This is a genomic window from Pseudenhygromyxa sp. WMMC2535 (genome assembly GCF_011083025.2).
Genome location: NZ_JABJWV010000001.1, coordinates 3642671 through 3668252, shown reverse-complemented (window position 1 = coordinate 3668252; position 25582 = coordinate 3642671). Strand labels below are relative to the sequence as shown.

Annotated in this window: 22 protein-coding genes; 7 read left to right on the top strand and 15 right to left on the bottom strand. The window is 70.4% G+C overall.

Annotated features, from left to right (window positions below; translation table 11 throughout):
• Window positions 1-31 precede the first annotated feature (31 nt).
• Window positions 32-397, top strand: a complete 366-nt coding sequence (locus G6O69_RS14385; protein WP_172304074.1) for a response regulator — start codon at window positions 32-34, stop codon at window positions 395-397.
• A gap of 19 nt (window positions 398-416) precedes the next feature.
• Here the strand turns inward: G6O69_RS14385 and G6O69_RS14380 are convergent, their stop codons facing one another.
• Complete coding sequence (locus G6O69_RS14380; protein WP_172304073.1) at window positions 417-1826, bottom strand: S41 family peptidase; 1410 nt, start codon at window positions 1824-1826, stop codon at window positions 417-419.
• 231 nt (window positions 1827-2057) lie between these two features.
• The gene (locus tag G6O69_RS14375) at window positions 2058-2693 is read right to left on the bottom strand and encodes a hypothetical protein (protein ID WP_172304072.1); all 636 of its coding nucleotides are present in this window, start codon (window positions 2691-2693) and stop codon (window positions 2058-2060) included.
• Window positions 2694-2850: 157 nt separating this feature from the next.
• Between G6O69_RS14375 and G6O69_RS14370 the strand changes: the two genes are divergently transcribed.
• Window positions 2851-3363, top strand: a complete 513-nt coding sequence (locus G6O69_RS14370; protein WP_172304071.1) for a tail fiber protein — start codon at window positions 2851-2853, stop codon at window positions 3361-3363.
• Window positions 3364-3370: 7 nt separating this feature from the next.
• On the opposite strand, the gene G6O69_RS14365 is transcribed toward G6O69_RS14370, so the two are convergent.
• Genes G6O69_RS14365 through tssI form a run of 6 tightly spaced genes read right to left on the bottom strand, consistent with a single transcriptional unit; the run spans window position 3371 to window position 11142 of the window.
• A complete protein-coding gene (locus tag G6O69_RS14365; protein WP_172304070.1) occupies window positions 3371-3766 on the bottom strand; it encodes a DUF4150 domain-containing protein in 396 nt (131 codons plus the stop codon).
• A 47-nt stretch (window positions 3767-3813) separates the two neighbouring features.
• Window positions 3814-4527 carry a DUF3540 domain-containing protein gene (locus tag G6O69_RS14360; protein ID WP_172304069.1) on the bottom strand — a complete coding sequence of 238 codons (714 nt, stop codon included), beginning with the start codon at window positions 4525-4527 and terminating at the stop codon, window positions 3814-3816.
• Between the two features lie 43 nt (window positions 4528-4570).
• Window positions 4571-5641 (bottom strand): pentapeptide repeat-containing protein, encoded by a 1071-nt coding sequence (locus G6O69_RS14355; protein WP_172304068.1) that lies wholly within the window; start codon window positions 5639-5641, stop codon window positions 4571-4573.
• A complete protein-coding gene (locus tag G6O69_RS14350) occupies window positions 5634-8333 on the bottom strand; it encodes a DUF2169 domain-containing protein (RefSeq protein ID WP_172304067.1) in 2700 nt (899 codons plus the stop codon). Before G6O69_RS14350 ends, G6O69_RS14355 begins: the two co-directional genes overlap by 8 nt.
• 19 nt (window positions 8334-8352) lie before the next feature.
• Window positions 8353-8799 carry a DUF3592 domain-containing protein gene (locus tag G6O69_RS14345; RefSeq protein ID WP_172304066.1) on the bottom strand — a complete coding sequence of 149 codons (447 nt, stop codon included), beginning with the start codon at window positions 8797-8799 and terminating at the stop codon, window positions 8353-8355.
• Window positions 8800-8808: 9 nt separating this feature from the next.
• Window positions 8809-11142, bottom strand: a complete 2334-nt coding sequence (gene tssI / locus G6O69_RS14340) for a type VI secretion system tip protein TssI/VgrG (protein ID WP_172304065.1) — start codon at window positions 11140-11142, stop codon at window positions 8809-8811.
• A gap of 254 nt (window positions 11143-11396) precedes the next feature.
• Here tssI and G6O69_RS14335 point away from each other — a divergent pair, with 254 nt between their 5' ends.
• Together G6O69_RS14335 and G6O69_RS14330 are read left to right on the top strand one after the other, a co-directional pair.
• A complete protein-coding gene (locus tag G6O69_RS14335; protein ID WP_176396825.1) occupies window positions 11397-12023 on the top strand; it encodes a peptidoglycan-binding domain-containing protein in 627 nt (208 codons plus the stop codon).
• 15 nt (window positions 12024-12038) lie between these two features.
• Window positions 12039-14810, top strand: a complete 2772-nt coding sequence (locus G6O69_RS14330) for a C39 family peptidase (RefSeq protein ID WP_172304063.1) — start codon at window positions 12039-12041, stop codon at window positions 14808-14810.
• A 24-nt stretch (window positions 14811-14834) separates the two neighbouring features.
• Here the strand turns inward: G6O69_RS14330 and G6O69_RS14325 are convergent, their stop codons facing one another.
• Together G6O69_RS14325 and G6O69_RS14320 are read right to left on the bottom strand one after the other, a co-directional pair.
• Window positions 14835-15119: a hypothetical protein gene (locus G6O69_RS14325; RefSeq protein WP_172304062.1), complete on the bottom strand. Its 285-nt coding sequence runs from the start codon at window positions 15117-15119 to the stop codon at window positions 14835-14837.
• 40 nt (window positions 15120-15159) lie between these two features.
• Window positions 15160-15729: a hypothetical protein gene (locus tag G6O69_RS14320; RefSeq protein WP_172304061.1), complete on the bottom strand. Its 570-nt coding sequence runs from the start codon at window positions 15727-15729 to the stop codon at window positions 15160-15162.
• 210 nt (window positions 15730-15939) lie between these two features.
• On the opposite strand from G6O69_RS14320, the gene G6O69_RS14315 reads away from it, so the two are divergent.
• Window positions 15940-17595 (top strand): class I SAM-dependent methyltransferase, encoded by a 1656-nt coding sequence (locus G6O69_RS14315; RefSeq protein ID WP_172304060.1) that lies wholly within the window; start codon window positions 15940-15942, stop codon window positions 17593-17595.
• Window positions 17596-17617: 22 nt separating this feature from the next.
• On the opposite strand, the gene G6O69_RS14310 is transcribed toward G6O69_RS14315, so the two are convergent.
• Window positions 17618-18307, bottom strand: a complete 690-nt coding sequence (locus tag G6O69_RS14310) for a hypothetical protein (protein ID WP_176396824.1) — start codon at window positions 18305-18307, stop codon at window positions 17618-17620.
• 150 nt (window positions 18308-18457) lie between these two features.
• Here G6O69_RS14310 and G6O69_RS14305 point away from each other — a divergent pair, with 150 nt between their 5' ends.
• A complete protein-coding gene (locus G6O69_RS14305; protein ID WP_172304058.1) occupies window positions 18458-19333 on the top strand; it encodes a 3-hydroxyacyl-CoA dehydrogenase family protein in 876 nt (291 codons plus the stop codon).
• 12 nt (window positions 19334-19345) lie between these two features.
• Here G6O69_RS14305 and G6O69_RS14300 read toward each other — a convergent pair whose 3' ends face one another.
• On the bottom strand, window positions 19346-19771 hold the full coding sequence (locus tag G6O69_RS14300; RefSeq protein WP_172304057.1) for a carboxypeptidase-like regulatory domain-containing protein: 426 nt from the start codon (window positions 19769-19771) through the stop codon (window positions 19346-19348).
• A 125-nt stretch (window positions 19772-19896) separates the two neighbouring features.
• Between G6O69_RS14300 and G6O69_RS14295 the strand changes: the two genes are divergently transcribed.
• Window positions 19897-20646 (top strand): hypothetical protein, encoded by a 750-nt coding sequence (locus G6O69_RS14295; protein WP_172304056.1) that lies wholly within the window; start codon window positions 19897-19899, stop codon window positions 20644-20646.
• A gap of 151 nt (window positions 20647-20797) precedes the next feature.
• Here G6O69_RS14295 and G6O69_RS14290 read toward each other — a convergent pair whose 3' ends face one another.
• From G6O69_RS14290 to G6O69_RS14280, 3 genes are all read right to left on the bottom strand, one after another.
• The gene (locus G6O69_RS14290) at window positions 20798-21769 is read right to left on the bottom strand and encodes an alpha/beta hydrolase (protein ID WP_255216313.1); all 972 of its coding nucleotides are present in this window, start codon (window positions 21767-21769) and stop codon (window positions 20798-20800) included.
• A 443-nt stretch (window positions 21770-22212) separates the two neighbouring features.
• Window positions 22213-23490 (bottom strand): hypothetical protein, encoded by a 1278-nt coding sequence (locus G6O69_RS14285; RefSeq protein ID WP_172304054.1) that lies wholly within the window; start codon window positions 23488-23490, stop codon window positions 22213-22215.
• Between the two features lie 198 nt (window positions 23491-23688).
• Window positions 23689-25005 (bottom strand): hypothetical protein, encoded by a 1317-nt coding sequence (locus tag G6O69_RS14280; RefSeq protein ID WP_172304053.1) that lies wholly within the window; start codon window positions 25003-25005, stop codon window positions 23689-23691.
• Between the last annotated feature and the right edge of the window lie 577 nt (window positions 25006-25582).

Sequence of the window (25582 nt, the reverse complement as noted above, 5' to 3'; positions counted from 1 at the left end):
GCTTGGCGTATACTCCACGTCAGGACCCAACGTGACCGAAGGACGCAAACTGGTGTTGGTCGTCGACGACGACCCGGACGTGCTCCGCTCTTTCATGCGCTTGCTGGGCGAGTATGCCGACGTCAAGGTCGCCCTTGGCGCCGAGGCGGCCCTCAAGGTCCTCGAGCAGGGCGAGTTCAGCTCGGTGGTCGTGGACTTCAACATGACCGGGCCCAACGGCGCCTGGCTGCTCCGCCAGGTCCGGGACCGCTACCCCAACATCGAGCGCATCCTGCTCTCGGGCAGCTCCTACTCCGAGCTCTCGCACCACCTCGATCCCGGCCTCGTCGACCGCTTCCTCGAGAAGCCGCTCGAGGTCGAAGATCTGATCGAGGCCGTGACCGGCGAAGAGCCCTAGCAGCGCCCCCTCTCGTCCCCTACCAGCTGTCGATGTCGTCGCGGGCCGCCTCGTTGGGCAGCATCCGCCGGCCGACCGCCGAGAACCCGTTGCGATCGAAGCCCTGCTCGTCCGGGGCCGGGAGCGAGCAGCTCCCCTCGTCGAGGTAGGCCAGCGCCGTCGCCAGCATGCCCTCCTCGGGGTCGCCGAATTGGTGGAAGAGGTCGTCCTCGGCCAGGCAGTCCGCGGGCAGACCCTCGAAGTAGTCGGTGTTGCCGTCCGCGTTGACCAGGCGGAAGGTCACCGGATAGATGCGCTTCTCGCAAAAGTCGAAGCCCTTGGAGCCGACCGGCTTGCCGCCGGTGTCGCTGCCCACCAGGGTGACCTCGGCGTAGGGGAAGAGCGCGTTGATGACCAGCTCGCTGGCCGAGAGCGTGCGCCCCGAGACCAGGACCACGATGCGCTGGGCGTCGATCGAGTTGTCGAGGTCCGAGATCGTCGCCGAGTAGTTCTCGTCGGCCAGGTTGTCGTTGAACTCGAAGCGGTAGGCGACCTCGCCGTCGTGCCCCGCCCCGAGGGCGAGGTCGACGAGGCGCTCGGCCACGCTGATCAGCCCGCCGCCGTTGTAGCGCAGGTCGATGATCACCGTGTCGGCGCCGGCCTCCCCGAAGCTGGCGAAGGCCGCCTCGAGCTCGGCCTTGGTCGTCTCGACGAACTTGTCCATGACGAAGTAGCCGACCGGGCCGCCGTTGCCCTCGAGGACCTCGACGACCGGCAAGCTGACGATGTCGATCCACTCCTTGGTCAGCGCCACGTCCTCGGGGCTGTCGCCGTCGACGGGCTGGATCACCAGGCGCGAGGGCTCCCCGGGCTCGTCGTCGCCGTAGACCTCGCTCCACAGGCCCTGCTCGTCGAGCTCGGCGACGCTCAGGTACTCGTCCTCGAAGCCGCTGCGCGCGTCGTCCGTGGGCAGGTAGGCGCCGACGATCAGATCCCCGCGCTGGATGCCCGCGGCCGAGGCCGGCGAGTCGTCGCTGACGAAGGAGATCCGCAGGCTGTCGTCGTCCATGCGCTGGGTCTTGTAGCCGATGCCGATGAACTTGCCCTCCATGAACAGGGCGTCGGAGGTCGCCTTGTCGGCGACCCGCGTCCAGCGGTCGTTGTCGTTGCGCAGCGCTCGGGCCAGGGACTCGGGGCCCTCGTAGTCCGCGAGCACGACGTCATCGGGGATCTCGTCGTGCCACAGGTAGTACTCGGTCATGACGTCGAGCACGAACTGGTTTTGGGCCTCGACCGAGCAGTCGTCGGGCTCGTCGACGGCGAAGGGATCCTCTTGAACCAGGCAGCCGGTGAACCCGAGCGCGAGCAGAGACGTGAGCGAGGCGAGTCCGAGTCCGAGTCCTTGTCCGTGTCCGTGTCCGTGTCCGTGTCCGTGTCCGTGTCGTCGCATGGCTGTCCTGCGCCCGATTCAAGCACGGTCTGCGTCGACGGGTCGATGGCGAGGGCTCCGCCGGGCCAAACGAGGCTTCGCGTGGACTCGCACGCGCGAGTCCGCGCGGCGTCACGCGCGAATCGGCCCTTTGCTTGGGCTCACGAGGGTCATCGAGAGGCCCTCGTGAGGCCCTCGATGACCCTCGAGAGCCTCGGTGCCCCCTTCGGCGCGCCTCATTGACCCAGGGGCTCAACCGTCGAGCTCGACCTCGCACAGCGCCTCCACGGCCCGCCGCAGCGACCCCTCGAAGCGCGCCGGCATCGAGCCCTCGGCGGTCGCCTGACCACGAAGCTCGCCCTCGAGGCGCACCCGCCCGTCGCCCTCGGGGATCAGGTACAGGTAGCTCTGCCCGGCCGCGAGCCCGTCTCGCAGCGCCCGGCTCAGGCCCAGGGCGTTGTTCGACTGACCGGCCCGCAGGCGCTGGTCCAGCCCCGCTCGGCGCAGCTGCCCGAGCAGCTCGTAGAGCGGGGCCACCCACTCGAGGGTGATCGCCTGCTGTTCGAGGTGGGCCTCCGCCACGTCCCACGACGCCTCGAAGCTCGAGGCATCGCGAGCTTGTTTCCAAGGCGGAAGCACCCACAGCGACCTTGGCGAGAGCGCCCCCGCTGGCGCAGGCCTGAGCGCCCCGGCTTCCCCCACCCAAAAGAGAGCGGCGCAGCGCAGGCACTTCGTGAACAGCTCGACGGCCGCCCGCTCGCGTCCCCCCTTGCCGTAGTCCGCGAGGGCCGAGAGCTCGATCCACACCGAGTGCAGCGGAATCGACCCCGCCTCACCGCAGGCGGGGCAGCTCGGTCGCGTCATGTTCGGCTCGAGATCTTCGTTCATCGCGGTCGCTCGGCAATACCAGCGGGAGCGCTCGGCGAGCAAGCAGACCCATACTCTTCTATCCACCGAGCGCCCCGCTCGTGCTAAGTCGAGATCGTGGACTCGCCGTCGCGCTTCGCTGTGGAGCGCGCTCGGCCGAGTCATGTCAGGACAACTCATGGAACCATTCATCGGTCAGATCATCATCTTCGCTGGTAACTTCGCGCCCCGCGGCTGGGCCATGTGCCACGGCCAGCTCCTCTCCATCTCGGAGAACACCGCGTTGTTCTCGATCCTCGGCACGACCTACGGCGGCAACGGCAAGACCACCTTTGGCCTGCCAGATCTCCGCGGCCGCGTGCCGATCAGCGCCGGCGACGGACCAGGGCTGAGCGTCCATACCCTCGGCCAAAAGAGCGGCGCGGAGCAGGTCACCTTGTCGGCGGCCAACATGCCCTCGCACAACCACAGCCTCAACGTCTTCTCCGGCGACGCCAAGCAGTCCAGCGCCAGCGGCAACGTCCTCGGCGACGCCCAGACCCAGGTCTATAGCTCGGACAGCCCCAACGCCACGGCCTCCGAGCATGCGATCGCCAACACCGGCGGGAGCCAGCCCGTGTCGACGATGCAGCCCTACCTGGCGATCAACTACATCATCGCGCTTCAGGGCCTGTACCCCTCGCGCAGCTGAGCGTCCCTCAGGCTGAGAGCACCAGGACCTTGACCTGGCTCGGCGCCACCCGGACGCCCGGGCAGTTCGTCGAGTTTTGCAGCGAGACGCTGGTCATCCGCGTCACCGGGGCGCCGCCGACCAGGGTCGTGAACGCGGCCGTCAGGTGACGCGAGGGCCCCATGACCACGCCCGAGGCGACCCCCGTCGCGACCCCGGCGTTGTCGCCGTTGGTCAGCGGGATGACCGTGGTCATGTTGTGGGTCGGCGTGCCCATGGACAGCACGTTGTAGGCCGCGGGCACGCCCATGGGCCCCGCGGCGATGTTGGGGTAGGGGATCGGCACCGGCCCGGCGGGCGTCGGCGTGAGGCAGACATCGGGGAAGCCGGTGTCGATGCCCATCATCTGCGTGTTCGCGAACATGCGCTTGCTCCTCTTCGAGTAGGGGGGGGTAGAGGCGGAGTCGGGCCTCAGCCCAGGTGGATCTGCCCCGCGTCGACCTTGACGAGCTCGGCGGCGCTCATGCTGGTGTTCTCGCCGTGGACGTGGGCCACGGTCTGCGCGTGGTAGTCGATGCTCCCCGCGCGCACGTGGTCGACAGTGGCCACGGAGCGGTAGCTGGTGTGGCTGTGCTCGGTGAAGCGCTCGACGAAGCGCTCGAGCGCCCTGCCGACGATCGTCGACTCGGTCAAGGTCGCGTGGACCCGGCGCACGAAGGTGTCGAGGGCGTCGAAGAGCACGCGCCCGCGGCGGGCCTGGACGCTGAATTCCTCGCTGCGCACGGCCAGGGCGCGCTCGGCCGCGAGCTCGACGGCCTCGCCGCCCACGCGCAGGCGGCCGCCTGCGCGCAGCTCGAGGTCGCCCTCGACGGCGATGCGCGCGGGCGCCTCGAGCTCCCCCTCGGCCCTGGCCGCGCGGGCGAGCACGGCGAGCACGAAGCGCTCCTCGCCGACGGCGACGAAGAGCACCCGGTCGCCGAGCTCGGGCTCGATCAGGCAGCTGAGCGCGCGCTGGGCCACACTCAGCGCCCCAGGTCGCGCCTCGTCCTGGGCCTCGCGCAGCAGCCAGCCTCGCGCGTCGCGGGCGTGGACCACGGCGACGCCCTGACGCGGGGCAGCGCCCTCGCCCGCAGATGCGGCGTCTTGCGAGGCGAGGCTGAGCGGGTCGATCTTCTGTGCGTGCATGGTCGTGCTCCAGTCTACGCGAGCCCATCACGGGCCCGCAGGCTCAAAATTTCGGCTTCCAGCGCTCCGCTGCGGCGAGCTCGGGGTCCGTGGCCAGGGCCCGGCCGCGGTCGCTGAACTGCGCGCCCGTGTCCTCCACGCCGTGGAGGTTGGTGCGGAACATGGAGGCGCCCGTGAAGTCTGCGCCCGTCAAGGTCGCGTTCGAGAAGTCGGCGTAGGTCAAGGTCGCGCGCAGGAACAGCGCCTCGCGGCAGCTGGCCCGGTGGAGCACGCACTGCTGCATGTCCGCCGCGCTGAAATTGGCCTGGTCGAGGAGGGCGTCGATGAACATCGACTGGGGCAGCTTGGCCTCGCGCAGATCCACCCCGCGCAGGTCGGCCTCGACGAAGAGCGCGTTCGGTGCGGTGACCCCGGCCAGGCAACTGCCCTCGAGCTTGGCGCCCTTGAAGTTGGCCTGGCTCAGGTCCGCCCCGCGCAGGTCACAGCCCTCGAGCTCGCCCTCGGTGAACTGAGTCAGGTGAAAGCGCATGCCCGCGAGGACCTGCCCCGAGAGCTTGGCCTTGACCAGGGTCGCGCGCTCGAAGCTCGCCCCGGCGAGCTTGGCCTGGCGCAGGTCGGCCTCGTACAAGGTCACGGCCTCGAGGTGACAGCCGCCAAAGTCGACGCCCTCGAGGCCGCAGCGCAAGAAGGCCGTGCGCGCCAAGGTGGCCGCGGTGAAGCGAGCGCCCTCGAGGGCGCAGCGCGACAAGACCAGGGCGCGCAGGTCCGCGTCGCGCAGGTCCACGCCCGCGGCCTCGGCCACGTCGAACTTGGCCGTGGTCAGCCGCGCGCCCACGAGCGAGGCCCCGCGCAGGTCGACGTTCGAGAACATCGCCTGGTGCAGGTTGGCCCCATCGAGCTCGGCGCCCTCGAAATTGCAGTCGATGAACAGCGACTCGGCCAACTTGGCCCCGCGCAGCTTGGCCCCGCGCAGGTCGACGCGCTCGAACACGCCGCCCCCGAGCGCGGCCCCGGAGAAGTCACAGCCCGAGAGGTCGAGGCCGTTTAGGGTCTCGCCGCGGCGCACCCAGTCGGCGAGGGCCTCGGCCGTGCGCGGGGTCGCCTGCTCAGCCACGTCCAGCCTCCTGCCCAGGTCCGCCCGGTCCCGCGTCGGGGTCGCTGCTCGGGTCGTAGCGCGGCAGCACGCGGACCTTGGTCAGCAGGGCCTCGTCGAGCAAGACCCGCTCGTCGCTGCGCACCCGGGCCATGTCCGCGCCGTAGAGGTTGGCGCCGCGCAGGTCCACGCCGTGGATCCGCGCCCGCGAGAAGCTCGCGTGCATCAAATTGGCCGACATCAGCTCGGCCTCGGCCAGCTCGGCCCGCTCGAAGCGCGCCCGCCTCGCGACCGCCTGGTAGAGCTTGGCCGCGCTCAGATCGCACTCGCTGAGATCGCTGTCGTCGAGGATCGCCCGGCGCAGGTCCGCGCCGCGCAGCGAGCTCCCGCGCAAGTGGGCCCGGGTCAGCTTCGCCTCGCTCAGCGTGGCCTCGTCGAGGACGCAGCCCTCGACGAAGCGCGCGTTGTCGAGGCTCGCCCCCGACAGGTCCGCGCCCGCCAGCGTGCACTTGTAGAAGGTGCAGCCGTCGAGGCGCGCCCCGGCCAGCGGGGTCGCGTCGAGCTTGCCCTCGATGAAGTTGGTCTCGCGCAGATCCGCCCCGCCCAGGTCCAGGCCGCGGAGGTCCACGCGGATCAGCTGGAGGCTGCGCGCCTCGACCCCGCGCGCGCGGGTCTGGTGAAAGCTCGCCTCCCCGAGCTCGGCCCCGAGCAGCCGGGCGCCGTCGAGGGAGCACTCGCGCAGCTCGGCGCCGCTGAGCACGGCCTCGCCCAGGTCGGCGCCATCGAACACGCAGGCGTGGAGCTTGGCCTTGCCCAGGTTCGCGCCGACGAGCTTGGCCGCGTCGAAGCGCACGCCCTCCAGCGAGGCGTGGGCGAGCACGGCCTTGCTGAGGTCGGCGCCGCGCAGGTCGGCGCCGTCGAGGCGCGCGCCCTCGAGGAAGGCCCCCGAGAGATCGGCCCCGGCGAGGTTCATGCCCGAGAGGTCGGCCCCCGTCAGGTTGAGCTTGGAGAAGGGCTGCTTGGCGGCCACGGCCTCGCTGACCCGGGCGCGGCAGGCCGCGGTCAGCGAGCTGTCCATGGCCGGAGCCGGAGCCTGGAGGTGGGCCGTGAGCCGGTAGCCCTCGCGCAGGCGCTGCTCGGCGTCGAGCCAGCGCGCGAACAGGGCCGTGTCGACGATCATCTCCTCGATCTCGTCGATCACCGTGCCGCGCGCCCGAGACTCGCGCGCGATCCCGGCGAGCAGCTCGCGCTGGCCCTCGGCCGTGAAGGTGGGCGGGCCCACGGGGGTCTGGCCGCGCTCGGCCGCCAAGCTGGCGCTGTCGAGGCCCTCGACGCCGAGCGCGTCGACCATGGCGTCGATCTCCTTGGTGCGCTGGGCCAGGCGGGCCTGCTCGGCGACGCGCTGGGCCTCGGCCTCGGCCCGCAGCGTCTCGATCACCCGCGGGAGCTGCTCCGGGCTCGGCGGCGGGGTCGGGCGCGTGGGCGCGGGCGGGCCGTGGATGTCGGGGTCGAGGCCAAAGCTGGCGACCAGGGCCCGCGAGGCCGCGAACTCGCGCTCGGCCTTGCGGAACATGTTGGCCTGCAAGAGCCCCTCGTTGGCCCCGAGCTCGCGCTCCTCGGCGAAGGTCGCGTCCTCGACCTCGACGAGCTCCGCGGGCACGAGCGGGTCGTCGCGCAGGGCCGCGAGCGCGGCCTTTTCGGGGTCGAGGCGCTCGGCGAGCACCGCCGCGTAGTGGTCCAGCGTGCGCGCCTCACCGCTGCGCTCGGCGGCCAGGACCAGCGCGAGGACGTCGCTGGCGTCCTCCTCCGCCACCTGGATCGAGCCGGTGAACACCATGATCATCCGCTCGGCGTCGGGGAAGGCCCACAGGGTCTGGAGCGAGAGCGGGACCTCGTGGAGGGTCGAGGGGCCCGTGGGCTTGCGGGTCACGAAGGCCCGGGCCGCGAGCGCGGGCAGGGCCCCGCGGATCAGCGGCCGCGTGGGGTGGAGGTTCTCGAACTCGTAGACGTCGCCCGGGCGAAAGGGACGCTCGAGGCGCTGGTCGGCCTGGGCGACGTTGAAGATCTCCCAGTCGACGTCCGCGGCGTAGCCCGGGAACAGGTTATCGAGCCAGTGCTGGTCGTAGGTCCCGGCCAGGGCCTGGCGCTGCGGCCAGCCGAGGTCCACGGGCAGGAAGCTCGCCGGCTCCACGGCCTGGCGCGGCGACTCGACGCGCTGGCTCGGCGACTCGACGTTGGGCAGCGGCTGGATCTCCACGCCCTCGATCAGCATCGGGGCGCTGCCTTTGCCCAGCGGGTTGCGGGCGTAGCTCGGGCCGCCGTAGGCCAGGCTCCAGTCCAGGGGCAGCTGGGTGAAGGGCGCGGGCGCGCTGGCCCGGGCGCCGATCCAGTGGCGGTCGCCGTGGACGTAGAGGATCTTCTCGCGCTCGGCGACCTTGGCCCGGACCGCGCAGTGCGGCTGCGGCTGGCCGCCCGGGGTGAACGCGGAGCCGGCGACGATGAACTCGGCCTTGGCCTTGGGCACCGAGGCGTCGAGCTCGATCTGCGTGCCCAGGCGATCGGCCACGAAGGTCCACATGCCGATCTCCGAGAGCATGCTCAGGCCGTCGCCGAAGGGCACGAAGGCGACGGCCGAGACGCCCAGGTAAAAGCGGCGCTGGTGCTCGAAGCAGCGGGTCAGCGCGCTGAGCTTGCCTGGCTTGATGACCTTCATGGCTCGGGGGTCTGCGCGCTCACTCGGGCGCGGGTGCGCTGGGCTCCCCCGGCGCCTGCTGAGCGGGCGCCTGCTGGGCGGGCGCCTGCTGAGCGGCCGGGCTCGCGGGCGGCTGCGGCGGGCCGCTCAGCACGACCACCGAGGGATCCGCCGGATCGTAGCGAACCGCGATCTCGGCCCCGATCGCGTAGGACTGGAGCTCGACGGCGCCGAGGTAGGTGGTCACGCTCGCGCTGAAGCTGGGCGCGCCCTCGGGGCTGACCTCGAGGCTGACGATCACCTCGGGGTTGTCGTTGGCGCGGTTGCCCGTGTCCTCGAGGGCGGTGATCACCGCCGTGGCCGGGGCGCCCTCACGCAGCACCCGCTTGGTCTCGAGCTTGCGCATCAGCTCCGGGCCAAAGCCGATCGCAAAGCTGCCGAGGACCAGGACCACGACCAGGATGACGCCGACGCTCTTCTCGCTCATGGGGAGATCCTAGACGATCGAAATCAGGCCGAAGCACTTGAGGTTGACGTAGCCCTGCATGATCGCCATGCCCAGGGACTGAATGGTGGTCTGGCGCCCGCCCTTGAACACCGAGCCGGCGATGTCCATCTTGAGCCCGACGATGTCGACCTTGTTGTTGACCAGCGAGAGCGCGAGCGCGGCGACGATGTCGGTCTTGGCCCCGACCACCGACATCTTGAAGCCGAAGGCGTCGGTGCTCTTGCCGCCGTGCTTGTCGAAGAAGGAGTCGACGGTGGTCGTGCCCCCGGGCGCGACGACCTGAAAGCCCGCCGGCGCGACCATCTTGATCCCGGCCGAGGCGGTCATGGTGATCCCCCCGTCGGCGGTGACCTCGTAGGTCGCGGGGGTCGTGACCGTGACCCCGGCGGTGATCGTCTGGCTCAGCGAGCCGGTGATCGTGTCGGTCTGGTCGCCGGTGATCGTGTGCGTGACGTTGCCGCCGATGGTCTCGGTCTGGTTGGCGGTGATGTCCCGGGTCTCGTTGGCGAGCAGGGTCTCGGTCACGTCGCCGGTGACCGTGCGCGTCTCGGCGCCGTCGACGGCCTCCTCGAAGTCGCCGACGACGTGGACCAGGCGGTTGCCGCCCACGGTCATGTCCTGGTTGCCGTCGACGGTCTCGGACTGGTTGCCGTGGACCGTCTGGGTCTGGTCGACGTCGACGTTGTTGGTCTGGTTGTTCCCGACGGTCGTGTTGTGGTCGTTGAGCACGACCTCGTTGAAGTCTTTTTGGGCGTGGATGAAGATCTCTTCGGCGCCCGCGGCGTCCTCGAAGCGCAGCTCGTTGAAGCCCCCGCCTCCGGGTGAGCTCTCGGTCTTGATCGTGCTCTTGGTCTTGTCGTCGGGCAGCGGGTAGGGCGTGGCGTGGTCGCCGTTGTAGAGGCAACCGGTGACCACCGGGCGGTCGAGGTCGCCGCCCACGAAGGTCACGGCGACCTCCATGCCGATGCGCGGGAGGAACACGAAGCCCCAGCCGTTGCCGGCCCAGGGCTGGACCACGCGGATGAAGCAGGAGCTGTGCTCGTCGTAGCCGCCCTCGCGGTCCCAGTGGAACTGGACCTTGATGCGGCCGTGGGCGTCCGTATGGATCTCCTCACCGGCCGGTCCGACCACCGTGGCGGTCTGCATGCCGTGGACCCGCGGCCGCGGGCGGCGGCGCTCGGGCTTCCACAGGTAGGCGGCGGGGATGCACTCGAAGCGGTTGGCGTAGTCGCCCGCGCCCACGCCCAAGCCCCCGGCGCAGCTACCAAAGGCGTGCTCGACGGCGATCACCGTGTAGCGCGAGTTGAGCTCGAGCTGGGGGTGATCGAGGAGCTCGAACTGGACCGCCGGAGCCATGCCGGACACGGTGCTCTTGCCCTGGCAGCGGATCGCGTCGCGCTGCTGGAGGCCGCGGCGCAGCGACATCTGGGCCTCGACCGCGGCGCTCGACAGCCCGGCGCTGCGGTGCCCGAACATCGTGCTCGGCTCCTGGTAGTCGTACTCCTCGCGCTCGGGCTCGAGCTGGGCGCCGTTGGCCAGGGTGTCGAGCTCGACGCTGTCGGCGTTCTCGACCTCGACCGGGCGGCTCGGGTCGAGCCAGTCGAAGATCCGCGTGCGCGCGACCGTGGACCGCAGCTTGGACTTGCGGCGGAACTCGTAGACGTTCTCGTGCAGGCCCGGGTCGGCGTCGCGGTCGGTCATCGCGACCATGCCGTCTTGGTTGCCGAAAGAGCGCAGGTCGACGCAGACCCCGTCGCTATCGCTGAGCGTCATCACCTCTTTGCCGTCGGCGCTGACGAAGTGATAGACGATGCCGTACTCCTCCATCAGCCGGGAGGCGAAGTCGAAGTCGGTCTCGCGGAACTGGACCGTGTACTCCTGGGGCTCGTAGACGCCGCTGAGGTAGCCGAGATCGAGCTCGCGGCCATAAGGCGCGAGGCCCTCGCCGAGGACCTGCTCGAGGATCTCGGGCACGCTCATGTCCTGGAAGATCCGGTTGTTGACCCGATGCATCAGCGCGACCACGGCCGGCACCACGGTCAAGGTCGCGAACAGGTGGTGGTCGTCGGTCCGCCCATCCTCGACGCGCTCGACGATCCCCGAGAGCTCGTGGACGAGGCCGAGGCGCTCGAGCACGAAGTTGACCGAGGCCCCGAGCAGCTCGTCGGGCTCGGCCATCAGGTCCGCGGTCGCGATCGACACCGCGAGCTCGTAGGGCTCGTTGAAGCGCTGCCAGCCGAGCAGACCCAGGACCTGCCAGCTACCTTCTACGTCGCTCTCGAAGCGAAGGGTGACGGGAGTCTCGTAGTCCTGCTCGGCCATGCTGTCACCTCGGCGAGGAAGCGGCCTCGCGGAGGCATCAAATTGCAACAAGGCCCGAGCGATGACAAGCGCAAGGACTGCCCCTTCGAGGTTGTGATTCGGTCACAGCCAGGGGTCGGTTTCTCGTCGTTCACGCAGCCGAAGCGCGGGACCAGCACACCGCCCCCGACCGCCGAGCGGGCTGTCTCCACGTGTCCACTTCGCCCCGCCATCGCGCTGGCGCTGGCCATGCTTTGCGGGCACCATGGGCACCCATGACAGGGCGTGCGCACCGAGTTCGACAAGGCGAGTGCATCTGTACCATCGCCGCGAGCGCGGGCATGCCCTGGGACAAGGTCTGGGACGCGCCGCAAAACGAGGCGCTGCGCGAGCGCGAGCGTCACCCCAACCTCTTGCTGCCGGGAGATCAGCTCCATGTCCCCGCGCCCGAGCTCGAGGCGCGAGGCGTGGCCACGAGCCGTGTCCATCGCGTGGTGATCCCCGGTGAGCGAGCCCGCGTACACCTGACCTTGGTCGGCGGCCTCGAGGCCCTCGCCGACGAGCCCTACGTGGTCGAGTACGAGGGCGGCGAGGCGATCGAGGGCAGCACCGACGGCGAGGGCAAGCTCGTCCTCGACCTCCCCGTGCGCCTGGCAAAGGCGATCTTGAAGCTCCCCAACCGACGCCTGCGCTACACCCTGGCGCTGAGCGCCCTCGACCCCGTGGACACGCCCACGGGCGCCCACGGCCGGCTGCGCAACCTCGGCCACGCCCAGGCCGACTACCAGGAGGCCCGGGCCGGCGAGGCCCTGCGTCGCTTCCAGCGCGACGCGGACCTCGAGCCCAGCGGCGAGCTCGACGACGACACCATCGCGGCCCTCGAACAGGCCCACGGCAGCTGACCCGCGGCGACCCCAATGGACAAGAGCTTCCCCAACTACTGTCAGCTGACCTTCGAGACCGAGGGCGGCAAGCTCCGCGCCGTGCTTCGCCCCCACTGCCCGGGCAGCGTCTCGGGCGTGACCATCGGCCCGGGCTACGACATGAAGGAGCGCGCCGCCGCCGACGTGATCGCCGATCTCGAGGCCGCCGGGGTGCCCAGCGACGTGGCGCAGAAGTTGTCCGGCGGCGTGGGCAAGAGCGGGTCCACGGCCAAGACCTGGATCACCACGAACTTCCCGGGCAAGGACGCGGTGATCACCACCGAGGCCTCGTCCAACCTGTTCACCCACGTCTATCCGACCTACGCAGAGCTCGTGCGCAAGAAGGTCAGCGAGGAGTGGGGCGCCGACTGGGCCGCGCTCCCCCTCAAGATGAAGGAGCTGCTCGTCGACCTGGCCTTCCGCGGCGACATGAACCGCTACAAGAACCACGCGACCAAGCACGAGCGGCTGATCAAGCCGCTGGTCGTCGCCAACGACTACGCCGGCTTTCGCAAGCTGATCCAGGACTATGACTACTGGCAGGCCAACACCAACCTGCCCAAGATGCGCGACGGCGGCCCCAACGGGCGGATCACCGCGCGCGGCGAGTGGCTCGAAGGCGAGGACATCCCGACCGGCAGCGCCGTCTACTTCCCGATCGCCCTGGGCGAGGGCGACGACCAGAGCAACACGCCGAGCGAGGCGCTGACCGAGGCCTACTACGAGCACACCGAGCGCGCCCACCCTGGCGGCTACTTCCCGATCGGGACCAACACGGTCTGGCACGGCGGCCTGCACATTCACACCCAGGCGGGGACGCCGGTGCACGCGCTGTGCGAGGGCAAGCTGATCGCCGCCCGCCTGCCCGAGGACCCCACGCTCGCCATCGGCCACTATGGGAGCACCAGCTTCGTGCTCGTCGAGCACGAGCTGTCCGGGGCCAAGCTCGACGAGATGCAGCCCAAGGGCAAGCTGATCGGCTACAAGGTCCGGATCGACGCGATCAAATTTCGCGCCAGCGCCTCGCTCTCGGGCGAGCGCCTGGGCATGCTCGCCGCCAAGGACGAGCTCGAGCTGCTCGAGCCCGAGCTGATCGAGGCCGACGGCTACACCTGGGCGCACCTGAAGGTCAAGACGGCCAAGGACAGCGCGCTCGTCGGCAAGACCGGCTATGCGGCGATCAAGGACCAGTGGTACTGGGGCCTGCGCGAGGAGCGAGAGGGCGGGACCCTCGACGCCACGGCCACCTACAAGCTCTACGCGCTCTACATGCACCTGGGCGTCGAAGCGCTCGACGCCGACAACGAGGCCCTCGCCGAGCTCGCGTGGCTACGAGCCGAGGCCGAGGCGAGCAGCGAGTCGCTCGCCGGCGCCGTCGGCCTCGACTGCGACAACGCCCCCGAGGACGTCAAGAAGGTCCAGACCCGGCTCCAGCTCCACGGTGAGTACAGCGGCCCGGTGAGCGGCGACTGCGACGCGGCCACGCTCGCCGCGATCGAGCGCTTCCAGCAGCTCCTCGTCGACCAGGGCCAGTTCAAGAAGACCGACCAGGTGATCTCGCCCGGGGGCAAGACCTGGCGCGGGCTGCAAAAGGCCCCGGCCCGCGGCCCGATCGACGACGCGCTGCTCGAGCAGCTGCGCAGCGGCGATGTCGTGGCCCTCGACAAGCCCGTGCGCGGCGGCGAGCAGCTGTGGACCAGCGGCGAGTACGGCTCGGCCGACTACCGCACGGGGATGATCCACTGGGAGCTGTTCTCGCCCGAGAACCTGATGCCCGGCTGGACCAGCGTCGAGGACGAGGACGAGGACTTCAACCTCGACTGCCAGCAGATCGTCAGCCTCGTCGACCAGGACCAGAGCTACTGGGCCAGCGACGAGATCCTGACCTTCGACGAGATCCGCGGCTTCTACGAGACCCACCCCAAGGCCAAGCTGCTGCGCACCTACGCCTGCAAGTTCATGAGCGAGTGGGCCATCGATCTCGGCGTGGCGATCCCCAAGCTCGAGGGCATGAACATGTTCTCGACCTACGGGCTCGAGGAGCGCATGGCCCCCTATCTGTGGTGGAGCGAGGCCGCCGCGGCCGAGGTCCCGCTGCCCGAATCGGCCAAGTGCTGGCACTACAACCCCGTCGCCTTCACCACCGAGCTCGCCCGGGTGATGCCCGCCGGCGCGAGCACCAGCGAAGGCGCGAGCACCAGCGAGGACGGCCACGTGTTCGTGGTCCGCGACGGCAAGAAGGTCCCACACTACTCCCAGGGCGACACCCAGTGGGGCTCGCGGGTGCTCGGTAACTCGGCCACGCTCAAGCAAAAAGGCTGCGCGATCACCTCGGTGGCGATGATCCTCAGCTACTACGGCCGCGACGTCAGCCCCAAGACCATCGACGAGTACCTCGACGATCACGACGGCTACAGCGGCGACAGCGTGATCTGGAGCGTGGCCTTCGCCTGCGGCGAGACCCCGACGCTCGAGTTCGGCACGCGCAAGGTCGTGAGCTCCGGCTTCAAGGCCGTGCTCGACGAGCGCATCGCCGCCAACAAGCCGACCCTGGCCCGGGTCGACTACGCCTCCGACGCGGGCGAGGCCTACAACCACTTCGTGGTCATCGTCGGCCGCCACGCAGACGGGCACTGGATCATGAACGATCCCGCGACCAGCCAGGGCAACGGGGCCGCGAACCCCTCGGACGACAACCTGATCGAGAAGACCTCGCGCAAGCAGGGCTACAAGCTCGTCCAGCTCGACATCGTCGACCCGATCTGAGCGCCCAGCACCAGCGCCAGCGGCTCAGATCGACAGCTCGAAGGGCGGCAGGACCTCGATGGTGTTCATCACCCTCAGACCCGCGGCCGAGCGCGCGACCGGCCGCGCGCCCATGTCGATCCACCCGTCCTCCGCCCGCGGCACGGGCTCGGCGGCCTCGTCCTCCGGCGGGTGGTGGAGCGTGAGATCGAGGTCGTGAGCCGGGTCGTCGTCGAGCGGCTCGTCGCTCGAGTGATCGTCGCGCTCGTCGGCCTTGAGACAGCCCAGCTCGGCAAGGAGCACGTCATCGTCATCGTCGATCTCGCTCATCTCGTGTCGCTCCTGCGTCTGCCTGGCGGTCTCGCGCGGCTCAGCCCAACGCCCACGCCTCGCGGTCGTGCTGAATCAACGAGAGCGTGCACTGCCCGGAGAGGATCCGCTCGTAGCGAGCGACGCCCTGGCGGTTGGTCCGCCCGCGCCGCGTGGCGCCGTCGGGCAAGGTCAGCTCGTAGGGGATGTTGGCCAGGCGCCTCCCGGCCTCGTCCTCGACCACGATCTCGATCCAGTCGAGCTGCTCGGCGGCGTCCTCGTCTTCGAGCTCGGGCAGCTCGGGCGGCGCGAGGTCGGCCATGCGCGAGCGGGTGTCGCGGAGCAGCTGCGCGCGCCCACACTCGACGAGCTCGACGAGCGCGTCGGCCAGGTGGCGCTGCGCGGCGAGGTCTCGGGGCAGGGGCTGCTCGAGCAGCGCGGCGATCTGGTGCGCGCCCCCGGGGTTTTGGAGGGCCTCGAAGAGCGCGGCGCGGAGGCTGGCCGTGGGCAGCTCGACCGCCTCGAACACACCAGGCGCGAGCGCGGGCTCGTAGCCGCGCGCGACGAGGCGATAGGGACCTCCCCACAGCTCGAGGTCGAGCGATTCGAAGCCGCCGAGCGCCGTGACCACGACCGCAAATTAGCACCCCGAGGCCGCGTCGAGAACCGCCTCCGTGAAGAGATCCGCCGCGAGCTCGGCCCGCGCGCGCCTCGACAGCCGCGCGGCTCGCCACATGTTCCACGACGGTGGCGCGAGCGTGGCGTTCGCTCCCCCATCCCCCGCGCCCCCTCCTCTCGCGCCCGCCCCCGACCCGGCCCGAGTGGCACTACACTGCGCCCCATGGCGCCCCAGCCCCCGCCCGCCGACAGCTACGCCGAGCTGCCCTACCCGAGCTACTGCCACCCGCTGACGGGGGTCGACGGGCTGTGCGCGCGCGGCCGCCTGTTCGGCCTGGCGACGGCCCCGACCGCGCGCTGCCGGGTGCTCGAGCTCGGCTGCGCGTCCGGGGGCAACCTCTTCCCCCTCGCCGAGCTGTGGCCGGACAGCCGCTTCGTGGGCGTCGACCGCTCGCAGACGCAGATCTCCGCCGCCCGCGAGCTCGCGGCCACGCTCGGCTCGCGCAACATCGAGTTTCTCGCCGCCGACATCCTCGACCTCGACCCCGAGGCCCTCGGGCGCTTCGACTACGTGCTCTGCCACGGCGTGTGGAGCTGGGTGCCCGAGCCCGTGCGCGCGCGGATCTTGGCCATGCTCCCGGAGCTGCTGCGCCCCGCCGGCCTCGCGGTGATCAGCTACAACGTCTACCCCGGCTGGCACATGCGCGAGGTCGTGCGCGGGCTGATGGTCGAGCGCAGCCGCGGCCTGGCCAGCGCGGGCGCCCAGGTCGTGCGCGCGCGTGAGGCAGTCGAGCTCGTCCACGCGTCGATCGCCGCGCGCCGGGCCCACATCGGCGCCGAGGCCCCGAGCGTCTACGAGCAGGCCTTCGCCCGCGAGCGCGAGGTCGTCCGCCGCCTGCCCGACGCCTTCTTGGCCCACGAGCACCTCGAGCAGGACAACACCCCGGTGCGCTTTTGCGAGTTCGCCGAGCGAGCCCAGGCCGCCGGCTTGGCCTATGTCGGCGACGCCGAGCTCGACACCATGGTCGCCCGCGACCTGCCCCCGGACACCCTCGCCGCGCTCCAGGCCGCCGCCGAGGACCGCGTGGGCTTCGAGCAGCTGCTCGACTTCGTGCGCAACCGCGAGCTTCGCCACTCGATCCTCTGCCGCCGGGACGCCAACCCGCGCGCCGAGATCGATCCCGCCGCCCTCGAGACGCTGCGCTTCGCCCAGCACAGCCGCCCCCTCGTCGAGATCAGCGCGGCCACGCTGCGCCCTGAGACCGCCGTGGTCTTTCCCCTCCACGGCAGCGACGACGAGCGCGCGGGGATCCGCGTGTCGGACCCCCTGACCAAGGCCGCCCTCGTCGAGCTGTGCGCACGCTGGCCAGCGAGCGTCGAGCTGCCCGCGCTCGAGCGAGGCGCCCGCGAGCGCCTCGCCCAGGCGGGCCTCGAGCTCGAGGGCGACCCCGCGCAGCACCGCGCCCAGCTGTGCGCGAGCTTGCTCGAGTGCCTGCTGCGGCGTGCCCTGAGCGTCCGCGTCTGCGAGCCGCCGCTGGCCCGCTCGCTGACTCGGCCGCGGGTCGGCGCCTTCAACCGAGAGATGGCCGCGCGCACCGGCTGGGTCGCCGGCCTGGATCACCAGCCCTTCATGCTCGACCCGACCTTGCGCCACCTCGTCCCCCTGCTCGACGGCCGCGAACGCCCCGCGCTGCTCACCGCGCTGCGCGAGCTCGTCGCCCGAGGTGCGCTCGTCCCTCGCCGCGATGGCGTCCCCGTCCTCGACGGCCCCCAGCTCGACGCCGCCCTCGAGTCCTTCTTGCAGGCCAGCTCGACCAGCCTCGCCCGCCTCCCCGTGCTCGTCTCGCCGCCTCCAGTCGAGTCGGCCGGAGGCGAATAGCGTCCCCAACGCGGGGCGCTCGTCAGAGCAGGGCCGCGAGGATCGCCGCCGTCCCCGCGCAGATCACCAAGACCACGAGCAGTCGCTCGCGCTGCTTGTCGGCGGCGGACAGCGGCGCCGCCCGCAGGGCCAGCTCGATCGTCGAGGCCGGGTGCACCGGCTCCTCTTCGTGCGCCCCCGCCCGCGACTCGAAGCTCGCCCGGCTCCTCACCGGCGCCTCGATGCGCCCGGTGTCACCGTCGAGCGCCTCGCTGGCAGCCAGGCGGACCACCGGCAGCGCGATGTTCGAGCTCTCGTCGAGCTGGACGATCTCCCGCAGGTGCAAGTCCACCGTGGGGCGCCGCCGGACCTGGCCATGGCTGCGCCCAAAGCCCGCGATGGCCCGCTCGACGCCGGCGATCATCGCGTGGGTGCGCTGGCTGATATCGAGGCGCACGAAGCCGTGCTTGGGCCCACGCCGGGCGCTGAACACCCCCTCGACCTTGCGCATCGCCGGGCCATCCAGGTTCGCGCTCTCGCAGGCGACCACCAGGCCCGCGGCGCTGCGCTCGACGCCCTCGGCGACGCGCCGCGGCTCCTCGTCGACGCCCACGATCAGCGCGACGTCGCGGCCTCTCGCGCGCAGCCCGAGGACCACCGCCTCGACCACCGCCTCGTCAGCGGCGGCGCACACGAGCGTGACTGCGACCTTGCGCCTATCCATCTCGACCACCCGGCCCTCGGCTTGCTATAGCCAGCGACCGGGCCCGAGGCCAGCATAAATCCCCCCGCCAAGAAAACACACGACGCGCAGGGGGGATAATTGTCCCCGCGAGACCCAGCTCCCCAGCGCCCGCCTTGGACATGGGGTAGATCGCTGCACATGTCCGATGCAGCAACCAGCGACCAGATCGCAACCGTCACCGTCATCGGGGCGGGGACCATGGGCCATGGCATCGCGCAGGTCTGCGCGATGGCGGGGTGTGAGACCCGACTGCGCGACCTCGGCAGCGAGCAGGTCCAGGCCGGCCTCGACAAGATCCGCGCCAACCTCGACAAGGGGGTCGCCCGCGGCAAGGTCGACGCCGCCACCCGTGACGCCAGCTTGGCCCGGCTCACCGGGACCACCGACCTCGCCGAGGCCGTGACTGGCGCCGATCTCGTGATCGAGGCCGCGCCCGAGAAGCTCGCGCTCAAGCAGCAGCTGTTCACCGAGGTCGCCGAGATCGTCGGCGCCGACGCGATCCTCGGGACCAACACCAGCTCGCTGTCGATCGCCTCGATCGCCGCCCCGGTCCCCCACCCCGAGCGCGTGATCGGCCTGCACTTCTTCAACCCCGTGCACATCATGAAGCTGCTCGAGGTCGTCGTCGGCGAGCAGACCGACGCGACGATCACCGAGCGCATCAAGACCTTCGCCGAGCGCATCGGCAAGCAGGCGATCGTGGTCAAGGACTCGCCCGGCTTCGCGACCAGCCGCCTCGGCCTGGTCATCGGCCTCGAGGCGATCCGCATGGTCGAGCAGGGCGTGGCCTCGGCCGAGGACATCGACAAGGCCATGACCCTCGGCTACGGCTTCCCCATGGGCCCGCTGAAGCTCACCGACCTCGTCGGCCTCGACGTGCGCCTGAGCATCGCCGAGTACCTCGCCGAGCACCTCGAGCAGGGCGAGCACTTCCAGCCTCCGCAGCTGCTGCGCGACATGGTCGCCGAGGGCAAGCTCGGCAAGAAGAGCGGCCGCGGCTTCTACGAGTGGTAGCCGAGCAGGGCCTCACTCCACGGCCAGGCGGATCGGCAGCACCGTCGTCCCCGCCCGGCCGAGCTCGATGCCCACGACCTCGACGGAGCCCGCCTGCTTGTAGATCGCCACGCGGTAGCTCCCGGGCGGCGGGTCGGCGACGGTGAACACGCCCTGCTCGTCGGTCAGCGTCATGATCCGGATCCCGCCCGCGCCGTCTTGCTCGCCCTCGCGCTCGAGGAAGACCGAGGCCTGGGCAACGGGCGCGCCGCCCTCCGCCGAGGTCACGTGGCCGAGCACGCAAGACGAGACGCCAGCGCAGCGCGGCGAGAGGATCACGATGGTGTCGCGGGCGACTGGCGCGAAGGTGGGCCCGGCGCCGACGCAGCCGAGGCCGCTCAGCGCGATCAGCCCCGCGAGGCAGCGAAGCCCGGGGCGCGCTCGGAGAGTCTCGGCCATGGCGTCTACCCGAGCCTATCGCAGCCGCGGCCCAGCGCGTGACGCTCGAGCACGATCGCGGCCAGACTCGCGCTGAGCGCGTTGCAGGAGCGCTTGCAGCGGCGTAGGCTCAGGGACAGGTCCCCATGATTGGAATCCGCCGCGCCCTCTCCCTGCTCATCCTCTCGTTTTACGTGATCTACTTCGCGATCGGCAGCTGGCTGGTCCCCGACGAGATGATGGCGGCCTTCATCGGCCTCGCGCTGTGCTACGGCCTGGCCTTCATCGCGCTCGCGGCCGAGTGGTTCTGGGCGCGGTGGTTCGCCATCGGACTGGGCAACTTCGGCAGCCTCTCGCTGCTCCTGCTCTTCCAAGTCGAGGTCGAATACGCCCTGGTCGTGTTCGGCGTCTCCCACCTCCTGGTCGTGCTCTTCCTCAGCGGCGAGGGGATGGCCGCCAAGTACGAGTACTCCGAGCAGACGGCCGAGCGCTGGAATTTCCAGGAGGACTCGATCGCCCTGCTGCGCCGGGCCGTGAAGTCCGCCGGCAGCATGCTGCCCTTCTTGATCCTCTACGCCCTCGCCCCGCGCCAGGAGCAGGGGCTGATCCAGGCCCTCGCCCTCGTCGGCGGCGTCGCCGGGCTCTTTGGCCTGGTCCGCGCCAAGACCTGGGGCCCCCTGGCCCTCGGCGCGACCGGCTTTTTGTGCCTCCTCGACGGCCTGGGCGTGTTCGGGGCCCCGACGATCGGCTTTTTCATGTTCGGACCCGAGCTCATGCCGGTGGTCTGCGGCAAGTTCGGCGTGTTCGCCGGCGGCCTGATGCTGGTCACCCTGCCCTTCCTCGCGCCCATGGCCCGCTTCCTGCGTCGCGCCGACGCGCAGCCCAGCCACACCTGAAGCTGGGCTCCACCCAGCGGGGCCTGAAGCTGGGCTCCACCCAGCGGGGCCTGAAGCTGGGCTCCACCCAGCGGGGACGAGAGAGAGGACGCGCCGAGTCGGCGCGTCCTCTTTTTCGTTGCCTGTCCGGCCTGCCTGAGACCCGCGGGGCTCAGGCCACGAACTCGGCCAGCCAGCGGCCCACGAGCGCGCCGTGCTCGAGGTTCGGCGCGTGGCCAGCCCGCTCGACCACGCGCAGGCGGGCGCGGCGGCCCATCTTCGCGGCCAGGCGCTGACCGATCTCGAGCGGAAAGACCTTGTCTTCGCGGCCCCAGATCAGCAGCGTCTCGTGGTCGACGGCGCCCGGCCGGCGATCGAGGCTGTCGATCTCCGCCAGCAGGTGCTCGAGCAGCGCGCACTTCTCCGCGCGGAACTGGCTGTACATCCCGGTGAGCACCTGGCCCTGGATCCACCGCGGCGTGGGCGGGGGCCTGTGGTAGCCGAGGGCCAAGAGCGTGCCCACGCCCTGGGGCGTCGAGGGCACGAAGAGCTCGCCGACGTCGCGGACGGCGAAGCGCTCGAGCAGGCCGCGGTGGTCCGCGTGGGTGTAGACCCGGCCGGGGCTGTCGAGGATCCCCAGCTTGGCCACGCGCCCGGGGTGCGCGGCCGTGAGCTCGTGGGCGACGATGCCCCCGTAGGAGATGCCCACGAGGTCGGCACGCTCGACGCCGAGGTAGTCGAGCAGACCGACGACGGCCTCGATCTGATGGTCGATGCCGAACTCGCGGCGCCGCGACCAGGACTCGCCGAACCACAGCAGGTCGGGGACGATCACCCGGCGCCCCGCGGCGATCAGCGGGCCGACCTGAGCGTGCCACTGCCACATCGCCGAGGCCCCGAAGCCGTGGAGCAAGACCACCGGCTGCTGCCCGCGCTCGCCGGCGCCTCCCTCCCAGAAGCTGATCGAGGCCTGGCCGACGCGCGCCTGCTCGTGGCGCAGGCCCAGGCGCTGGAGCTTGTGCGCGAGGGCCAGCTCGCCCACGCGGACGACGTTGCAGGCTCCGACGAGCTCGGACACCGTCGCCGCGCCTGCGGCCAACACCGCGCCCGGTCGGGCCGGCTTACGTAGAAAGCTCGGTCGCATCAGCACCCATGAAAGCTAGATCCGCTCGGATCTCCAAAACTGTGCGGTGGATCGCTGCGCAGGGGCTCTCGCGCCCATGCCTCACAATGTGAATATGAGAACACGCTGTCGTAGAATCAACACACCCTCCGCTCGGCGTGGCATGAACGTGGTCCCCTGGCGATGGGCCGCACGCTCGGGCCTCCACTGCCAGATCTCGGGCCGTCTTTGGGGCCTCCAATTGCCCGAATTCGACCGGTATCGAGCCCGTTTTTGGGCATGGGCCAAGAGCGACCAGCCGGGTCGATGCGATGGCCACATCGGCTGGTGTGTCGTCGATGAATCAAAAAAACGCGCGCGGCATCAGCCGCGCGCGTCGCTTCACACTGGGGGCTCCCCCTCGCCGGCCTCGCCCGCTCCCCTGACACAGCGAGCCGGCGGGGGCGAGGCTGGCCCGCGCCCGCTCAGCCGCCGATGGCGCCCGAGACCATGGCGACCGCCGAGATGCTCCCGCTGATGCTGGCGGTGGTGTCGGACAGGGCCACCTGGACCTCGCCAGCCTCGTCGAGGGCGCAGCCGATGCCCACGGCCGCGGAGATCGACAGGCCGCCCTCGGCTTGGATGTCCGAGACGACGCCGGGGATGACATCGGCCGCGGCGTCGACGAGCACGGTCGCCGCAGTCTGGACGCCCTCGAGCTTGGCGCTCGCGGCCAGCATCGCCGAGAAGCGCGCCTTGAAGCCCTCGAGCCAGATCCGGAACTCGGCCTGCTCGTCCACGCTCAGGCTCGCCGCGAACTGGTAGGTCACGCTCAGGCTCGGCGGCGTGCACTCCACCGACGCCTCCGCCTTCGCCTCCACCGACGCCTGGCACTCCGCCGACACCTCGGGCGGCTCCACGCTGCCCTCGCACTTGCCCTGGCACTCCACCTCCGCCATCGCCGACACGTCGCACTTCGCCGTCGCGTTCGCCTCACACTCCGCGCCGCCCGGATCGTAGGTGCAGCTGCCCTCACAGCGGCCGTCGCACTCTCCGCCGGCCTCGAGCTGGCAGGTGCCCTCGCACATCCCGTCGCACGAGCCTGCGCAAGACCCATTGCTGTTCACCGACGAGCACGTCCCCACGCACTCGCCGTTGCAGGTGCCCGAGCACGACGCCGCCGTGTCCAGCTTGCAGGTGCCCTCGCAGCTCCCCTCGCACTCGAAGCCCGGCGCCTTGCCGGTGCAGGTCAGGTTGCCCGACGCTGCGCACTCGGCCTGCACGTCCGCCGACACCTCGCACGAGCCCATGCACTGCGCCTCGATCGAGCCCGGCTCGACGTCCACGTCGCACTCCGCGGCCGCCTGCACCGACGCCTCGATGCTCGCCTCGCACTTCGGCGCCTCGTAGCTGATCGAGATGCTGCCCTCCAGGTTCGCCGTGAACTTGGCCTCGAGACCCGCCGCGACCTCGTTGGCCAGCTCGTCGAGACCCATCTCCGCGTAGCCCTCGATCTCGAGCGAGGCCGCGATGCCCTCGAGCTCCGCGCGGACCGTGCCGCTCACGCCCACGGCCGCGTCGCGGACCGTGATCACGGCGCCAAAGAAGGCGTCGACGCTGACGAAGCCAGAGATACTGGCGTTGCCGTCGGCGATGCCGAGCTCGGGGCAAGACAGCCCGCAAGGCGCGTCTTCGGGGCACGCCGTGAGCAGACCCGTGAGCCCCGCGAGGGCGAACAGAGGGAACATGGACTTGGCATTCATCGCAGCTACGAATGTCCAGACTTCGCGCGAAAAACTCAAGCGACTAATTGATTATCAATAGGTCAATTACACATTGGTCAATTTGATGATGAAGCGCTCGCCGGCAAAAAATGGAAATTGAAGAACGAGAATTGAAAAGAGGCGCGTGCTGCCAGGGCAGCGCGCGCCTCTTTGATCCTTGGTCGATCGCTACGCGGCTCAGCCGCCGGTGACCGAGCCGCCGACCATGCCGACCGCCGAGAGGCTGCCGGTGACGCTGGTGCTGGCGTCGGCCAGGGCGGTGCCCACGGCGTCGACCTCGTCGAGGGCGCAGCCAAGGCCAATGCTGACCTTGAGGTCGAGGCCACCCTCGGCCTGGATCTGCTCGATGGCGTCGGGGACGACCGAGCCAGCGGCGTCGATCAGGCCCTCGAGCGCGACGTTGACACCGTCGAGCTTGGCGCTCGCGGCCAGCATCGCCGAGAAGCGCGCCTTGAAGCCCTCCAGCCAGATCCGGAACTCGGCCTGCGCGTCAGCATCCAGGCTCGCCGCGAACTGGTAGGTCACGCTCAGGCTCGGCGGCGTGCACTCCACCGACGCCTCCGCCTTCGCCTCCACCGACGCCTGGCACTCCGCCGACACCTCGGGCGGCTCCACGCTGCCCTCGCACTTGCCCTGGCACTCCACCTCCGCCATCGCCGACACGTCGCACTTCGCCGTCGCGTTCGCCTCACACTCCGCGCCGCCCGGCTCGTAGGTGCAGCTGCCCTCACAGCGGCCGCCACACTCTCCGCCGGCCTCGAGCTGGCAGGTGCCCTCGCACATCCCGTCGCACGAGCCCGCGCACGACCCGTCGGCGTTCTCCGACGAGCACGTGCCGCTGCACGTACCGTTACAGGTGCCCGAGCACGACGCCGCCGCGTCCAGCTTGCAGGTGCCCTCGCAGCTCCCCTCGCACTCGAAGTCCGGCGCCTTGCCGGTGCAGGTCAGGTTGCCCTCGGCCGCGCACTCGGCAGCCACGTCCGCCGACACCTCGCACGAGCCCATGCACTGCGCCTCGATCGAGCCCGGGTCGACGTCCACGTCGCACTCCGCGGCCGCCTGCACCGACGCCTCGATGCTCGCCTCGCACTTCGGCGCCTCGTAGCTGATCGAGATGCCGCCCTGCAGGTTCGCCGAGAACTTGGCCTCGAGGCCCGCCGCGACCTCGTTGGCCAGCTCGTCGAGACCCATCTCCGCGTAGCCCTCGATCTCGAGCGAGGCCGCGATGCCCTCGAGCTCCGCGCGGACCGTGCCGCTCACGCTCACGGCCGCGTCGCGGACCGCGATCACGGCGCCAAAGAAGGAGTCGATGCTGACGACGCCAGAGATGCTGGCGTTGCCGTCGGCGATGCCGGTGTCGGGACAGACGAGGCCACACTCCTTGGCCAGATCACCGACGGCGTCGCAGCCCGGGGAGGCCACGGCCAGGCCGGAGATCAGGCCGCAGGCAAGAAAGGGAAGGATGTTTTTGTTGCGAATGTCGATGTCGACCATGGTCGTAATGCTCCGGGGGAAAGTCGTTGAGCTGGGAGAGCATGGCACTTTTTCGCGGCCGGGTACAACGGGCCCACGGCCATGATCTGCGCGCTTCCTCCAGTTCCCCCGGCTTGTGTCCATGGATCCAGGTCGCGCACGAAGGGGTTGAATAATTCGTCATGAACCGGACCGAAGTGCCTGGGTGGGACAGTGCGGCCCATCACGTCGTAAAGCGGCTCAAAGCCCACAAAACGAGCTTGCTCGCGGCAACTGGGGTTCCCCTCGACCGAGCGGCCAGGGGAGCGAAAGCGCCACACCCTGGTCAACCCTACGACATATCGATCACACCTCGATGCGCGCCGCGATCGTGGCAGATCGCCACGAGCTCGCCCTGGGCTCGAAGCCCTTCGAGCGCAGCCGCTCGAGGAGCCGCGCTGGGTTCCACCACGGGCTCCTAGTGTGCGCGGCAGAGGACTTGAAGGGCCCCAGGCTTGGAGCACCGGCCGCTGACTTCGTTGCTCGTCAGTCATTTGTGCCCGACAAACTCCCTCCTCGCGCCTCGTCAGCAACCGGCGGTCCGGCGCCTGGGACCCTT

Excerpts from the sequence above, each read along its gene's own strand:
- G6O69_RS14330 (WP_172304063.1), top strand. The coding sequence starts at position 12,039 with ATGGACAAGAGCTTCCCCAACTACTGTCAGCTGACCTTCGAGACCGAG.
- G6O69_RS14280 (WP_172304053.1), bottom strand. The coding sequence starts at position 25,005 with ATGGTCGACATCGACATTCGCAACAAAAACATCCTTCCCTTTCTTGCC.
- G6O69_RS14300 (WP_172304057.1), bottom strand. The coding sequence starts at position 19,771 with ATGGCCGAGACTCTCCGAGCGCGCCCCGGGCTTCGCTGCCTCGCGGGG.
- G6O69_RS14285 (WP_172304054.1), bottom strand. The coding sequence starts at position 23,490 with ATGAATGCCAAGTCCATGTTCCCTCTGTTCGCCCTCGCGGGGCTCACG.
- G6O69_RS14315 (WP_172304060.1), top strand. The coding sequence starts at position 15,940 with ATGGCGCCCCAGCCCCCGCCCGCCGACAGCTACGCCGAGCTGCCCTAC.
- G6O69_RS14375 (WP_172304072.1), bottom strand. The coding sequence starts at position 2,693 with ATGAACGAAGATCTCGAGCCGAACATGACGCGACCGAGCTGCCCCGCC.
- G6O69_RS14365 (WP_172304070.1), bottom strand. The coding sequence starts at position 3,766 with ATGTTCGCGAACACGCAGATGATGGGCATCGACACCGGCTTCCCCGAT.
- G6O69_RS14370 (WP_172304071.1), top strand. The coding sequence starts at position 2,851 with ATGGAACCATTCATCGGTCAGATCATCATCTTCGCTGGTAACTTCGCG.
- G6O69_RS14345 (WP_172304066.1), bottom strand. The coding sequence starts at position 8,799 with ATGAGCGAGAAGAGCGTCGGCGTCATCCTGGTCGTGGTCCTGGTCCTC.
- G6O69_RS14325 (WP_172304062.1), bottom strand. The coding sequence starts at position 15,119 with ATGAGCGAGATCGACGATGACGATGACGTGCTCCTTGCCGAGCTGGGC.
- G6O69_RS14350 (WP_172304067.1), bottom strand. The coding sequence starts at position 8,333 with ATGAAGGTCATCAAGCCAGGCAAGCTCAGCGCGCTGACCCGCTGCTTC.
- G6O69_RS14335 (WP_176396825.1), top strand. The coding sequence starts at position 11,397 with ATGACAGGGCGTGCGCACCGAGTTCGACAAGGCGAGTGCATCTGTACC.
- G6O69_RS14305 (WP_172304058.1), top strand. The coding sequence starts at position 18,458 with ATGTCCGATGCAGCAACCAGCGACCAGATCGCAACCGTCACCGTCATC.
- tssI (WP_172304065.1), bottom strand. The coding sequence starts at position 11,142 with ATGGCCGAGCAGGACTACGAGACTCCCGTCACCCTTCGCTTCGAGAGC.
- G6O69_RS14295 (WP_172304056.1), top strand. The coding sequence starts at position 19,897 with ATGATTGGAATCCGCCGCGCCCTCTCCCTGCTCATCCTCTCGTTTTAC.
- G6O69_RS14290 (WP_255216313.1), bottom strand. The coding sequence starts at position 21,769 with ATGCGACCGAGCTTTCTACGTAAGCCGGCCCGACCGGGCGCGGTGTTG.
- G6O69_RS14360 (WP_172304069.1), bottom strand. The coding sequence starts at position 4,527 with ATGCACGCACAGAAGATCGACCCGCTCAGCCTCGCCTCGCAAGACGCC.
- G6O69_RS14380 (WP_172304073.1), bottom strand. The coding sequence starts at position 1,826 with ATGCGACGACACGGACACGGACACGGACACGGACACGGACACGGACAA.